This window comes from Natronorubrum texcoconense (genome assembly GCF_900100335.1).
In the GTDB taxonomy this organism is placed as follows: domain Archaea; phylum Halobacteriota; class Halobacteria; order Halobacteriales; family Natrialbaceae; genus Natronorubrum; species Natronorubrum texcoconense.
Genome location: NZ_FNFE01000004.1, coordinates 303210 through 317910 on the forward strand (window position 1 = coordinate 303210; position 14701 = coordinate 317910).

Consider the following 14701-nt stretch of genomic DNA (forward strand, 5'->3'; position numbering starts at 1 on the left):
GTAGGTAATTCTCCGGCGCATTAAGTTTCCCTACTCCCGTCCAGTCAGCTATTCAATAGTAGCTGTGTTGACCGTTTGCCTTTGTTCAATCTCTCACTGTCCGCTCTCCGTCACGTTCGGTGCCGAGCGCTGACCGATGTCCCAATCTTGATTAGTGTGCCACGTCAGGTCAGGGGTAATGCGCGAAATCTCCTACGAGCCCCGGAACGTCCGGGAGACGCTCGTCGAACTCAAGGACTCCTCGGAGCTCGCGGTCGATCTCGCCTACTCTGCCGTGCGCTACGACGACGCCGATCTCGCCGACGAAGTCGTCGAACTCGAAGCCCGGGTGAACTACCTGCAGTACCACAGCCGGATCGCCCTGATGCTCGCCGCGAAACGCGCCGAGGAGGCCGAACGGCTCGTCGGCCTCTTTCAGGTCGCCTCGAGCGCCGTTCGGATCACCGAGGCCGCGGGCGACGTCGCCAGAATCGTCCTCGAGGAGGACGGCGTTCCGGCCGCGTTCGAACACGCCTTCCCGGATGCCGACGAGCGACTCGTTCGCGCGACCGTCAGCGAGGACTCCGACTTCGCCGGGAGCCGATTGCGGGAGCTCGAACTCGACCTCGAGGAGGGCGTCCGGCTCATCGCGATCCGACGCGACGGCGAGTGGTCGTTCTCGCCCGAGGGCGACGACCGGCTGCAGGCGGGCGACGTCATCGTCGGCCGCGGGTCACGCGACGGGATCGAAACGGTCTATCGACGGGCGACCGGTGAAGCGTTTCCCGCCCCGACCGAGCCGCCGGAGACGACCGACGACCTCGAGCGCGCGGCCGAGGCCGTCGTCGAACTCAAGGACATGGCCGAACTCGCGGTCGGGCTGGCCTACGGCGCAGCGCGGTTCGACAGCGACGAACTCGCGCGGGAGGTCATCTCGCTCGAGGAGCAATCCGACGTCCGGAAGGCCGACCTCGAGACGTGGGTCATCGAGACCGGCGGCGACTGGAACGCCGACGAACTCCGGGGACTGCTCCACCTCGCGGCCGCCTCCGAGGCGATCTGTGACGCCGCCGTCGACATCGCCGAGGTCGTCCTCCGTGACGTCGAACTCCCGCCCGTGTTCGGCGCGGCGCTCGAGGACAGCGAGGAGGTCATCGCGGCCGTGACCGTCGGCTCGGGGAGCGAACTGGACGACACGACGATCGCCGACCTCGAGTTCGAGGAGGGTGCGGGCGTGGTCGTCCTCGCGATCCGCCGGGGTGACGACAACGGATGGACGTTCGATCCGACCGGGGAACTGGTCTGTGCAGCCGGCGACTCGCTGCTCGTTCGCGGCCCGCCCGTCGGCGTCGATCACCTGCGCGAACTCGCCGGTAACGGGGACGGCCTCGAGTAGTCGGCGTCGATCGATCGCCACGTGCGGTGCGGTTCTGGTCTTGTTCTCGTGTGAGTCTGCTCTCGCTCCCGTCCGATACCCTCCGCCGCGCGGTCCGAGGCGTGCTCCACAAAAGATATAATCGCCTCCGAACGTGGTCGCGTATGGACTTCCCCCGTCCGCTTCCCCTCCAAACGACCGCTGCGGCCCTCTTCCCCGGCACGACCGTCCACTACTCCTACCGAACCGGCGACTCGCTCGCGACCGTCGTCGAGCGCACCGAGCGCTTCGTGACGTTCGTCGGCGCGGAGTGTGACGGCCGGTTCACCCACGAGCAGATCGATCGGTTGATCGAGGATGGACGGCTCGAGGTCGTGCTGGACGACGAGTTGCACGTTCCGGACCACGAGATTCCGAAACTGCAGTCGACGGAGTAGGGTTCTCGAGCGATTCGCGTGCTCGCTCGTTTCTCGTACGATTCTCGGGTGGACCTGAGGGTGTCATAGAACGGTTCGCATCCCTTCTCTGCAATCACCCAGCGAACGGTAAGTACAGGCCGAGGCGTTACCGGAGCAGCTCCCCACCTCTCGGATAGGCGTCAGAAACGACCTGCCGAATATAGGGAAAGTGTTCGGCGCGACGAGATCGTTTCTTACAAGCGCTTATTTCATCCGAATGCTTATCGCCCTCAATGGTCGACCGAGCACAGTCCGTCGATGCCCTCTTCTGGGGGGAAACAAACGAGTCAGAGGCTCTCTGCCGTTATCGAACGCTCGTCAACACGATCGACGACGGCATCTACCAACTCGATTCCGACGGATGCTTCGTCGGAGTCAACGAGGCCATCGTTGAACTCACGGGCTACAGCCGCGACGACTTGCTCGATGAACACGTCTCGCTCGTTTTCGATGAGACCGACATCGAGCGTTTCGAGAACGATTTTCGCCGACCCGGAGACGGCGACGGAGTCAGCAACGATGGCACGTACGAGGCCACTATCGAAACCGCTACGAACGACTCGTTACACTGCGAGTTGCAGGTCAATTTTCTCACTTCTAACGGCGAGTTCGACGGTTCGATTGGGATCGTCCGGAACATCTCCGAACGCAACCAAAGAGAACACCGGCTCGAGAGCGAACTGAACGAGATTTTCGAACGGATCTCCGACGCGTTCTACGCGCTCGACGAGGACTTCCGGTTCGTACACGTCAACGATCGAGCGGCAGAGCTTTTCGAGCGCCCGAAAGACGAACTACTGGGGCAGACCGTCTGGGAGGTATTCCCCGAGGTCCGCGAATCTCGCGGCTTCGACGAGTTTTCCCGAGCGCTCGAAACCGGAGAGCCGAGGACGTACGAAGAGCGCTTTTTCGGGACGTGGTTCGAGGTGAACGCCTACCCGTCCGAGAGCGGGCTCTCGGTGTACTTCCGCGACGTGACCGATCGCAAGGAGCGCGAACGCGAACTCGAGAAGACCGAACACCGCTATCGAACGCTCGTCGAACACTTCCCTAACGGTGCCGTTGCGCTCGTCGACACCGAACTCCGATACACGACGTTCGGGGGCACACCGGAAGGGGACACGGACGTGACGAGAACCGATATCGAGGGCAGCTCCGTTCGCGACCTGCCGCGAAACGTTCGGGAGGCTGTCCAGCCGGGCTACGAGGCGGCTCTCAACGGTGATCCCTCGACGGTCGAGGAGACGATCGACGACAGGGTCTACCAGTTCCGATTCGTTCCGGTTCGTGACGATTCTGGCGACATCTTTGCCGCGCTGGGGATGTCACAAGACGTTACCGAGCAAAACGAACGCGAGCAAGAGCTGAAACGGTACGAGAAGACGATCGAGACCATCTGGGACGGCGTGGCGACGCTCGACGCCGACGACCGGTTCGTGATGGTTAACGAGGCGTTCTGCGAACTAACGGGATACGAGCGCGACGACCTGCTCGGCGAACACGTCACGCTCATCCACGACGAGACGATCAACGAGCAGGCGGAGGAGCTGGCCGACAACGTTCTCGCAGATAAACAGGAGTACGCATCTCTCGAGTTCGACCTCGATACTGCCTCCGACGAAACGATTCCCGTCGAGGGGCGGTTCGGACCGTACGAATACGAAGATGGAATGACCGGGAGAACGGGCGTCGTCCGTGATATCACCGAGCGAAAAGAGCGGGAGCGAGAACTCGAACAGTACGAAACGATCGTCGAAACCGTCAACGACGGTATCTACGTCGTCGACGCGGACAATCGGTTCACGATGGTCAACGACGCCTACACCGAGCTCACCGGCTACTCTCGCGAGGAACTGCTCGGCTCACACGCCTCGCTGGTCGTCGACGACGAGACGATCGAGCAAGCGAACGCGACGGAGACCGAGATCGTGGACGGACGTGCCGACGATCCCAAGCTAGAGGCGGCGGTACGGACGGCAGACGGCGACCGTGTGCCTGCCGAAGCGACGTTCTCGGTCTTGCCCGGCGACGAGCGCAGACGAATCGGCGTCGTCCGTGACATCACCGAACGGAAGGCACGCGAACGGGCCGTAGAGGAGAGCGAACGTCGGTACCGGTCGCTCGTGGAAAACTTCCCAGACGGGGCAGTCGGCCTCTACGACGACGACCTGACCTACACCGTCGCCGGTGGCGAACTCCTGGGAGACCTCGGCATTTCTCCCGACGAAATCGTCGGTGCCAGTATCTACGAGCGCTATCCCGACGAACTGATCGAAACGATAAAACCGCACTTCCAAGCCGTCTTCGACGGCGACGCACGGTCGTTCGAGGTGGAGTATCACGACCGAGACCTGTTCGCACAGACGCTTCCCATTCGGAACATCGACGACGAGATTTACGCGGGGATGTTGCTAGTCCAGGACATCACCGAGCGGCGGGAGTATCAGCGCCAGCTCGAACTGTCGAACGAACGACTGGAACAGTTCGCGTACGTCGCGTCCCACGATCTGCAGGAACCGCTCCGGATGGTGACGAGCTATCTCCAGTTGATCGATAGCCGGTACGGGGACGCGTTCGACGAAGATGGCGAAGAGTTCCTCGACTTTGCGATCGACGGCGCCGACCGCATGCGCGAGATGATTGACGGCCTCCTCGAGTACTCGCGGATCGAAACGAAAGGCGAGACGTTCGAGCCGGTCGACCTCGACAGCGTCCTCGGGACGGTGTTGAAGGATCTCGAGATGCGAATCGAAGAGAACGACGCTACTATTTCGACCGACGACTTACCGCGCGTCGAGGGCGACGAAAGCCAGTTACGCCAGCTCTTCCAAAACCTGCTGAGTAACGCGATCACGTACAGCGGCGACGAGCCGCCACAGGTCGATATCACTGCTGAGCGCGACGGCGAGTACTGGGTAATCTCCGTCCGTGACGAGGGAATCGGGATAGATCCCGACGCGACCGACCGTATCTTCGAGGTGTTCCAGCGACTCCACAGTCAGACCGAACAGCCGGGCTCTGGAATCGGGCTCGCGCTCTGTCGGCGAATTGTGGAACGTCACGGCGGCGAAATCTGGGTCGACTCCGAACCCGGCGAGGGGACGACGTTCACGTTTACGATCCCTGCCGACGGCGTGTGAACGTCCCGTTCTGACCGCTCGTCTCGGTACTGGCCGCGCTGGATACGCGCCCTTTACCGATCGCTAGTGGGAGTTGCAAATCAAGTCGAATCTCGCAGGACAGTCGCGCGCTGTATTCAACACGACTCGTCGGTCATCATCTGTAACTGGGAGGAACCACAGCGGTCAGTTCGTACGTACAATGATCGGATAGTTCAGCACAGATGGGGTGAAAAGAAGATCGTGCGAATCGTTCTACGACACCCCTAAAATCATCTACTCTGCTTTCACTGGCACCGAGGAATTCCACGTCCTCCCCAGCCGATTTCTGCTCACGGGTCGCTCCGTTCTCCTCGCGGTTCTCGCTCGCTTCGTTCACTCCGAACCGCGCACCGTTCGCATAGTTCGTGGGACCTTCGGTCCCGCGCTAACGCTCGTTCGCTCTACTCACTCATCCGCAGGACGACGTTCCCCGTCTTCCGCGCAGTCGCTCGTAGTACTCGCGACGACCTCGCGCGACCCAGCGCGCGCCACCGCACGTGTTCCAATCTCGCTTGTGACGGAATCGATCAGTCCTCGCCGGGAATGATGTCACCCAGCGAGCCGCCGACGGCCATCCCGGTGAAGATCACCGACACCTGACAGAGGTTGACCCACGGCTCGTCCCAGGTGACCCGGCCCCACAGCGTCATCATCGCCGTCGCGGTCACGAACGCGATTCCCAGCACCCAGACGGGCCGACGCGGGAGCACGCCGAAGTAGGGGTTGTGTATCTGGACCTCGCGGAAGTCGGCGACGTAGAGGATGCCGACGACGAGCGAGACCGCGAGCGCGAGGTTGATCGCGAAAAAGATCGGCGTCTCGGCGAGGAACTCGCCGATTTCGATGACGCCGTCCTCGACGAGCAGCGGCAGGCCGATGAGCATGCTACCGACGAACGCCTCCGCCTTGTCCTTCCCGGTGAACTGCGTGATCACCCGGTTGACCATCCCGTTGTGTGAGAGTCGGTCGGCCAGCCGCATCGTCCGCCGAACTTCCGTTCGCTCGTCGGGGTCGTCGACCGTCTCCGCTAAGGTCTCGAGTTGTTCGTAGAGATCGTCCAGCGTCGGGTCGTCGGGTTGACCCTCCGATCGTGACATTGTCGAGTGCTCACACCAAGACGGCTAAAGTTCGTCGGACTACGCGTCCACATGACGGGTACCGAACCGGTTTCGAACACGAGATGCCCGTCGTATCGATCAGCGAACAGAACCCTGTGTCCGTGTAACAGGAACCGGTAGCATTTTGCAGTCGGGGAGGGCATAATCGTGTATATGAAACACGTACGGGGACCGCTGTGTACGGTCGACGTCGGCGCACGAACGAGCGAGACCGAGAACATCGACGACGTCCTCGAGGAGTACCTCGGCGGGCGCGCGCTCGGTACGAAACTGGCACACGACCGCGTTCCGTTCGACGTCGACCCGTTGGGGGCCGACAACCGCCTCTACTTCGCGACGGGGCCGCTCCAGCACTCGACGATGAGCTTCACCGGCCGAATGTCGGCGACGAGCGTCTCGCCGCTCACCGGCGGCCTACTCTCCTCGAACGCGGGCGGGTTCCTCTCGCGGAACTTCACCGGGACGGGTTACAGCGCGGTCGAGATCACGGGCGCGAGCGACGACCTCGTCATCGTCCACGTCACCGACGAGGGCGTCGAGTTCGAGGAGGTGCCGGATCTCGAGGAGGCGACCGTTCCCGAAACCTGCGACTACATCGAGGAGGAACACGGCCTCGAGAACGAACACACGGTCGTCATCGGACCCGGCGGCGAGAATCAGGTTCGCTTCGCCTCGATCATGACCTCGAAGGAGCGCGCGTTCGGCCGCGGCGGACTGGGTGCCGTCCTCGGCGCGAAGAACGTCAAGGCGATCACCTTCGACGGCGACTCGACTCACGAGATCGAGATCCCGCCGGTCCAGATGGAGATCCACGGCGAGGCCGCCCAGGCCGAACATCCGATGAAGGAGTCGGGAACGACCTCCGTCACCGAGTACGCGAACATGGTCGAGGCGCTGCCGACCCGCTACTTCTCGGAGCTCTCGTTCGAGGGCGCCGCCGGGATCGGCGGCGACGCGGTCGCCGAAAAGAAGTACAAGAAGGGGACCTGTTCGGCGTGCGCGTTCGCCTGCAAACTGCCGACGAAAGACGAGGAGTCGGGGGTCGTCACCGAAGGACCGGAGTACGAGACCGTGATGGCCTTCGGCTCGAACTCGGGGATCGACGACGTCGTCGACGTGATGAAGTCGAACAAGCTCTGTGACGACCTCGGGCTGGACACGATTTCGGCCGGCGACGCCGTCGCGGCGTACCTCGCCAGCGAGGACGAGTTCGGCAACGCCGATCTCATCCACGAGACGGTCGAGAAAATCGCCTACCGAGAGGGGATCGGCGACACGCTCGCGGAGGGCATCGACGAGTTCCACGACGAACTCGGCGTCGAGAACTGGACCGTCAAGGGGATGGAGTTCCCCGCCCACGACGGCCGCACGCTGAACGGACAGGGACTCGCCTTCGCCACGTCGAACCGCGGCGCCGACCACATGTACGCCGAGTTCTACCCCTACGAGTACCCGCTCGTCGACGCCGACGACGCCTTCGACAAGGACGGCCTCGAGAACAAGCCGCCGAAGGTGATCGAACTCGAGAACGTCAACGTCATCAAAGACAGCGGCGTCCTCTGTAAGTTCTCCCGAGACTTCGTGACGCCCGAGCGCCTCGAGACGCTACTGGACGCCGACTACGAGGAACTCCTCGACCTCGGCGGCGAGGTCGTCTCGCTCGAGCGCCACTTCAACAACCAGCGCGGCTTCGACCGCGGCGACGACGCGCTGCCCTACGAGATCCCCGACTTCGATCAGGGGCTCGCGGAGTACTACGACGAACGCGGCTGGAACGACGACGGCACGGTGCCCGACGACCAGTTCGGCGGCGACACTGCCGCACCGGCCGACGACTGATCACGGGACGTCGATACGACGACTCGACTCGGTTATCGATCGACCGGACTCGTTTTTTGCGCGCGGTCATACGCCCAGGAATCCGAACTGGACCAGAAACCAGACGAACGCGAGGCCGAGTCCGGTGAGGACCGTCTGGTGGATCCGAGCGCGTCGCGACCAGTAACCCCGCTGCCACGCGAGGACCGATCCGATCGCGGTCGCGAGGGCCAACGCACCCACGAGCGGCGGCAGCGCGAGCGCGAACCGAAACGGCGTCGGTACCGTGGCGAACGCGAACTCGCCGTCGACGCCGAGTCCCCACAGGAACGAGCCGACGAACGCCAGCGAGACGACACAGAGCGCCGTCCCGGGGGCGCGAGCGAGCCACGGCGGATGCCGCAGTCGGTCGCTGAGTCGCTCGCGGAGCGAGCCTCGAGCGGGGTCGTCGCTGGTGGTACCGAGTTCTTCTTCGCTGGGCTCGTGGCCCGTTCGCCAGGCCTGCACGCGTCGCCACGTTGCGAATCCGATCCAGCCGAGGACCGATAGCGCGAAGCCGAGGACCGCGACGCCGACGCTGCTCCCGACGACGAGCGTTCGCTCGTGGGCCGCCACGGGTTCGTAGGCCAGCATCGGCGCGCTGCTCGCGTGGAGTGACTCGACTTCGCCGTCCACGACGTCGGCGACGAGCACGTCGTGGCCGCCGACCTCGTGGTAGACGTAGGGCTCAGTCTCGACCCACTCCTGTTCGTTGAACCCGAGCGTATCGCTCTCGAGTCGCCCGTCACCGGTCGCTTCGACGGAGAACCGCATCGCCAGATCGACGACCTGCTCCGGCCCGTCTGTCGGAGCCATCGTGGTCCGATACTCGCCCGCGACCGCGTCGGCGCGTTCACCCGCTTCGTCGGGGGTGGCCCCCTCGAGGACGTCCGCGTCCGATTCGGGTTCGGGCTGAAGCTCGTAGGCCTCGAGGATCTCGTCGACGACGTCGCCGGGCGGGGCCGCGTCGTCGCGCAAATTGTAGCTCACGAAGATGCCCACGTCGTCCTCGGGCGCGAGGACGAGTTTGCTCGCCTCGTGCATCGTCCCGCCCGAGTGAGCGAGCAGGTCGGCGTCGGTGGCCCCGTACTCGTAGAAGCCGTACCGCCAGTCGGTGAGTTCGGGGTGGCGCTCGTGATGGGTGTCGTGCATCGTCGCGACCGTCTCCGGCTCGAGGATTCGGGCGTCGTCGACGGCCCCGTCGTCGAGGTGTGCGCGCATGAACGACGCCATATCGGTCGCCGTGGCGCTCATCGAGCCGGCCGGTCGCCAGTTGATGTACCAGCGGTCTTCGGACTCGCCGTCGGCCGCGTGCGGGGCCGCGAGTTCGCCGGGGTGATCGTCGGGAACGGGCTGGGCGAACGTGCTGTGATCCATCTCGAGCGGCCCGAAAACGTCCGACTGGACGTACGCTTCGAAGCTCGTGTCGTACGTTTCTTCGACGACGTGGCCGGCGAGCATCGTCCCGTAGTTGGAGTAGCTGGTCGTCTCGCCGGGCGGGCGAACCCGATCCGGCTGGTCCTCGACCAGCGCCGTCTCGAGCGCGGTCACGTCGTCGCCGTCTTCGACGAGGCCGGGGCTGAGGGCGATGTCAAATCCAGCGGTGTGCGTGCCGAGGTGTCGCAGCGTCACGGGTTCGTCGTACGTATCGGGGACCTCGACCTCGGAGTCCTCGAGGTACGCGTTGACGTCTTCGTCGAGGTCCAGTTCGCCGTCCTCGACCGCCTGCATGACGGCGGTCCAGGTCACGAGTTTGGCGACCGATCCGACCATGAACGCGGTCTCGTTCGCCCGCACTGGGGTGCCCGCCTCGGCGTCGGCCTCGCCGTACCCCTTCGCGAGAACGGTCTCGTCGCCCTCGACGACGGAGACGGTTGCGCCGGGGATCTCGTGTTCGGCCCGCCGGTCGGCGATCGCGTCGTCGACGAACGCCTCGAGGTCGTCGGGGTCGTCGAACACCGGCTCCGCGTCGGACTCGTCGCTCGCGCAGTCCAAAGCGGACGTTTCGGTGCCGTCCGCATCGATCGGTGCGCCCGCGGCGACGACCGGTCCCACGGCTCCAGCGACGAGCAGCGAACTCACGACGAGGGCCAGTGCGACGGTCGAACGCATCGCTCGTCCGGGCGAATCGCGTTCGAGCCGAGTGCGCCGTCCTCGCGAGTCGAGTACTGCGCGAACCGAAGCGTGCGGTGAACCCTCCATCTCGTGTGTTTCCTCGCGGACCGGCACAATAGCGCCTCGAGCACGGCTTCAGGGGGTGAAGTCGTCGTCACGATTATATATCCGCTCCCCCTGTGCGTTGCTACCGTGAGTGAGGATCGGCCACTCGAGGAGCTCGCGGCGCTGCTGGAAGACGAGACGGCTCGTCGCATCCTCACCGAGATCTACCGGGAGCCCGCGTCAGCGAGCGCACTGAGCGGGCGATGTGGCGCCTCGAAACCGACGGTCTACCGTCGACTCGAGGATATGCGACGCTGCGACCTGCTGGTCGAGCGGACGCGCCTGGATACGGACCGCGGCCACCATCACACGGTGTACGCGACCAACCTCGAACGGATCGTCGTCGAGATCGGTGACGACGGCATCGACTTCCAGGTCGACCGCCGAGAACCCATGGCCGACAGATTCACCCGCCTGATCGGGGAGATGTGAGATGCTCGAAACACCACTACAAGTCAGCGAGGCGTTGGATCCGAATCAGTTCGAGGCGGCCATGTTGGCGATCAACGTCCTGAAAGCGTTCGTCGGGCTGGGGATCGCGTACATCGCGTATCGAGGGTATCAGCGCAACGAGAGTCGGCCGATGCTGTACCTCTCGCTCGGGTTCGTCCTCGTCCTCGGCGTCCCGTTCGCGCTCTTCCTCGTGGGGCTTCCGCTCGTCGCGGTCGTCGGCCCGCCGTCGATCGCGGAACAGGGGGTCGTCGTCGCCTCGGAACTCAGCCAACTGATCGGCCTGTTCGTCATCGTCTACGCGCTTCGGCTGTAAGCGAACAACTGCGAATTCAGTAGTGCAACCGCCGTTTGGGACTTACTACCAAACTGTGAAGGCGTTTCACGATGTACTGGCGATCAGTCTGCCATGTCTATCCAAACCACGAACGCCTCGGCCGGCGATCGGTTCGACTCCGTCGTCGAGGTTCTCGCGAAGGCGAACGAGCCGAAGACGGGCGACGAACTGGCCGGAATCGCCGCCGAGTCGGACGCCGAACGGGTCGCCGCCAAACGGGCGCTGGCCGGGATGCGCCTCGAGACGCTTCGTGAGAACCCGGTCGTCCCGTCCGAGGAGGACGAGGTAACACAAGTCATTCAGGATGCCGTCCGAGAGCCGATTTACGACGAGATCAAAGACTGGACCGTCGCCGACCTCCGGGAGTACCTCGTCGCCAGCGAGACGGGCGATCACGAGATCGCGGCGATCCGACCCGGACTCACCAGCGAGATGATCGCGGCGGTGACGAAGCTCATGTCGAACATGGACCTCGTGCTCGTCACCTCGAAGATGGAAATCACGGCCCGCTGCAACACCACCGTCGGCGAGGACGGCACCCTCTCGTTTCGACTCCAGCCCAACGACCCCGCGGACGATATCGACAACATCATCGACGCGACGCGGGAGGGATTGGCCTACGGCGCCGGCGACGCCGTGATCGGCGTCAACCCGGTCACGGACACCGTCGAAACGACGACGCGGATCCTCGAGGCGACCCACGACTTCATCGAGGAGTGGGACGTCCCCACGCAGAACTGCTGTCTCTCCCACGTGACGACCCAGATGGACGCGATTCGAGAGGGTGCGCCGGCCGACCTCGTCTTCCAGAGCCTCGCCGGCACCGAGACGGGCAACGACGAGTTCGGAGTCGACGTCGACCTGCTCGACGAGGCGTACGACCTCGCCCAACGTCGCTGTACCTCGTCGGGACCGAACGTCATGTACTTCGAGACCGGACAGGGCGCCGAACTGTCCGGCGACGCCCACCACGGCGTCGATCAGCTGACACTCGAGGCTCGCTGCTACGGCCTCGCGAAGCGCTACGACCCGTTCCTCGTCAACACCGTCGTCGGCTTCATCGGTCCCGAGTACCTCTACGACGGCCAGCAGGTCATCCGCGCGGGGTTGGAGGACGTGTTCATGGGCCAACTGCACGGCATCTCGATGGGGATCGACGCCTGCTACACGAACCACATTCAGGCCGACCAGAACGACATCGAGAATCTCGCCGTCCTGCTCGCCGCGGCGGGGACGAACTACTTCATCACGGTCCCGATGGGCGACGACGTAATGCTCAACTACCAGTCGAACAGCTACCACGACGCCGCCGCGCTGTGGGAGATTTTCGATCTCGAGCCGACGGCTCCGTTCCGGGAGTGGCTCGTCGACGTTGGGCTCTGGGAGAACGGACGACTGACCGACCGCGCGGGCGATCCGACCATCTTCACGTAACCATGGCTTCCGATTCAAATCGCACTCACGACGCCGATTCGACCGGCAAATCCGGGCAGGTAGACGACCGACGCGACGAAGCGCTCCGGCGCATCGTCGACCGAACCCCCACGCGGCTGGGCGTCGGCCGCGCCGGGCCGCGACCGACGACGGCGTCGCTCCTCGAGCTCCGCGCGGATCACGGGCTCGCTCGCGACGCCGTTCACTCGCGGGTCGACGAGACTCTCGTCGACGACCTCGAATTAGTAAAACTACGAACGCAGGTCGCGGACACGGACCAGTACCTGGCCCGTCCGGACCTCGGCCGGGAACTCGCCGACGAGAGCTTGGAGACGCTGCGAGCGGAGTGTGCACACGCCCCCGATGTCCAAATCATCGTCAGCGACGGGCTCTCCTCGACGGCCGTCGAGGCGAACGTCCCGGAGCTATTAGCGGTCCTGCGAGACGGCCTCGCCGACCGCGATATCGACGTCGGCACGCCGGTTTTCGTCGAGTACGGCCGCGTCGACGTGATGGACGCGATCGGCGAGGAACTCGAGGCCGACTGCTGCGTGAATCTCGTGGGGGAACGCCCCGGTCTCAGAACCGCCGAGAGCCTGAGCGCGTACCTCGTCTACGGGCCCGAGCGCGGCCTCCCGACGGCGAAGAAGTCGGTTATTTCGAACATCCACGACGGCGGGCTGCCGCCGGTCGAAGCCGGCGCCGAACTCGTCGACCTGGTAGCCGAGATGCTCGAGCGGGAGGCCAGCGGCATCGACCTCCGCGACGACGACCGTGAGTTCACGACGTAGCGGGGGCGGTCGCCGTGGCTGACGCCCGGCGAACGCTCACCAGCATCGGCGTCGACGTGGGGACGACTACGACGCACGCGATCGTCAGCCGACTGCGGGTCGAGACGCCGCCGGGCGGCGCTGCCAGTCCCAAAATCACGGATCGAGAGATCGTCCATCGGGGGACGGTTCGCGAAACCCCGCTGCTCGATTCGGAGACCATCGACGTCGATCGCGTCGCCGCGTTCGTCGACCGCGAACTCGAGGCCACGGGCGTGACCGCCGACGAGATCGACACCGGCGCGGTCATCGTCACCGGCGAGACCGCCCGCCGGGCGAACGCCGAACCGCTCGTTCATCGATTGGCCGCCGACAGCGGCCAGTTCGTCGCCGCGGTGGCCGGCGCATCGCTCGAGGCCGTCCTCGCGGGTCGGGGCTCCGGCGCGGCGACCCGCGCCGCCGAGGCCGGCGGACTGGTCGCCAACGTCGACGTCGGCGGCGGGACGACGAACGTCGCGATCTTCGACGGGCGCGACTCCGCGAGGGATAGGACCGGACCCGGAAGCGACGGCGTCGCGGTCAGGGAGACTCGCTGTCTCGATGTCGGCGGTCGGCTCGTCACGTTCGACGACCGGCGACGCGTCATCTCCGTCTCGCCGCCCGCTCGGACGCTCGTCGAGGCGCTCGAGTTGCCGATTGCGAGAGGTGAGTCACCGCCTGCGGACGCGCTGGACGACCTCGCGGCCGCGATGGCCGACCGGATCGTCGATCTGTGCGCGGGACCGCCGTTCGACGACCTCACCCGCGCCCTCGCGATCGGTCCTCTTCCGGACGAGTCACTCGAGTTCGACGGCGTCGTCTTTAGCGGCGGCGTCGGTCGGCTCGTCGCCTCGCCGCCGGACGATCCGTTTGCCTACGGTGATCTCGGCGGTTCGCTGGCCGCTGCGCTCGCAGACCACGCGGTCGTTCGATCGTGGCCGGTGCTCGAGCCCGCGGAGGACATCCGGGCGACCGTCGTCGGCGCCGGAACGGAGACGACGACGCTCAGCGGCCGGACCGTTTCGCTCGAGCCGTCGACGCTCCCCCTTCGAAACGTGCCGGTCGCGGCGGTTCCGGACGTTTCCAACTGTTCGGATGCGGCGCTCGAGGGGCGCTTCGAGGCGGGCGTCTCGCGGCTCCTCGAGCGCCACGATCCCGACGAGGTCGACGCGGTCGCGCTCTCGATCGACGACGTCGGGCCGCTCGCGTACGACCGGCTGCGAGCGGTCGGCGACGCGCTCGTGCCCGCGCTCGAGTCTCTTTCGCCGTCGCTCCCGATGGTCGTCGTCACCCGACAGAACTGCGCGAAGGTGCTCGGGCAGGTGCTCCGCAGACGAACGGATCGACCCCTCCTCGTTCTCGACGAACTCGTCGTCGGCGACGGCGACTACCTCGACGTCGGCGAACCGATGCCGGGCGGCGAGAGCGTCCCCGTCGTGGTGAAGACGTTGGCGTTCGGCGAGTGACGTCGGGCTTCGTCCTCCTGCTGGACGTACAGTTAAG

General features: G+C 65.0%; 11 protein-coding genes. 9 read left to right on the top strand and 2 right to left on the bottom strand.

The window, feature by feature from the left end; genetic code table 11:
• The first annotated feature begins 178 nt into the window (after positions 1-178).
• The 3 genes from BLT08_RS14215 (at position 179) to BLT08_RS14225 (ending at position 4952) form a co-directional block, all read left to right on the top strand.
• Positions 179-1375 carry a potassium channel family protein gene (locus tag BLT08_RS14215; protein ID WP_090308668.1) on the top strand — a complete coding sequence of 399 codons (1197 nt, stop codon included), beginning with the start codon at positions 179-181 and terminating at the stop codon, positions 1373-1375.
• Positions 1376-1518: 143 nt separating this feature from the next.
• A complete protein-coding gene (locus BLT08_RS14220; RefSeq protein ID WP_090308670.1) occupies positions 1519-1791 on the top strand; it encodes a hypothetical protein in 273 nt (90 codons plus the stop codon).
• 254 nt (positions 1792-2045) lie between these two features.
• Positions 2046-4952, top strand: a complete 2907-nt coding sequence (locus BLT08_RS14225; RefSeq protein ID WP_090308674.1) for a PAS domain-containing sensor histidine kinase — start codon at positions 2046-2048, stop codon at positions 4950-4952.
• Between the two features lie 548 nt (positions 4953-5500).
• Here BLT08_RS14225 and BLT08_RS14230 read toward each other — a convergent pair.
• Positions 5501-6070 (bottom strand): DUF2391 family protein, encoded by a 570-nt coding sequence (locus BLT08_RS14230; protein ID WP_090308677.1) that lies wholly within the window; start codon positions 6068-6070, stop codon positions 5501-5503.
• Between the two features lie 174 nt (positions 6071-6244).
• Between BLT08_RS14230 and BLT08_RS14235 the strand changes: the two genes are divergently transcribed.
• A complete protein-coding gene (locus BLT08_RS14235; protein WP_090308680.1) occupies positions 6245-7930 on the top strand; it encodes an aldehyde ferredoxin oxidoreductase family protein in 1686 nt (561 codons plus the stop codon).
• Positions 7931-7996: 66 nt separating this feature from the next.
• On the opposite strand, the gene BLT08_RS14240 is transcribed toward BLT08_RS14235, so the two are convergent.
• Positions 7997-10060 carry a serine hydrolase domain-containing protein gene (locus BLT08_RS14240; RefSeq protein WP_175529323.1) on the bottom strand — a complete coding sequence of 688 codons (2064 nt, stop codon included), beginning with the start codon at positions 10058-10060 and terminating at the stop codon, positions 7997-7999.
• A 195-nt stretch (positions 10061-10255) separates the two neighbouring features.
• On the opposite strand from BLT08_RS14240, the gene BLT08_RS14245 reads away from it, so the two are divergent.
• The 5 genes from BLT08_RS14245 (at position 10256) to BLT08_RS14265 (ending at position 14664) form a co-directional block, all read left to right on the top strand.
• A complete protein-coding gene (locus BLT08_RS14245) occupies positions 10256-10600 on the top strand; it encodes an ArsR/SmtB family transcription factor (RefSeq protein WP_090308686.1) in 345 nt (114 codons plus the stop codon).
• A 1-nt stretch (position 10601) separates the two neighbouring features.
• Complete coding sequence (locus BLT08_RS14250) at positions 10602-10934, top strand: DUF7521 family protein (protein ID WP_090308689.1); 333 nt, start codon at positions 10602-10604, stop codon at positions 10932-10934.
• A 93-nt stretch (positions 10935-11027) separates the two neighbouring features.
• Positions 11028-12389 carry an ethanolamine ammonia-lyase subunit EutB gene (locus tag BLT08_RS14255; protein WP_090308693.1) on the top strand — a complete coding sequence of 454 codons (1362 nt, stop codon included), beginning with the start codon at positions 11028-11030 and terminating at the stop codon, positions 12387-12389.
• Positions 12390-12391: 2 nt separating this feature from the next.
• Positions 12392-13180: an ethanolamine ammonia-lyase subunit EutC gene (eutC, locus tag BLT08_RS14260; protein ID WP_090308697.1), complete on the top strand. Its 789-nt coding sequence runs from the start codon at positions 12392-12394 to the stop codon at positions 13178-13180.
• A 14-nt stretch (positions 13181-13194) separates the two neighbouring features.
• Positions 13195-14664: an ethanolamine ammonia-lyase reactivating factor EutA gene (locus BLT08_RS14265; protein WP_090308701.1), complete on the top strand. Its 1470-nt coding sequence runs from the start codon at positions 13195-13197 to the stop codon at positions 14662-14664.
• Positions 14665-14701 lie beyond the last annotated feature (37 nt).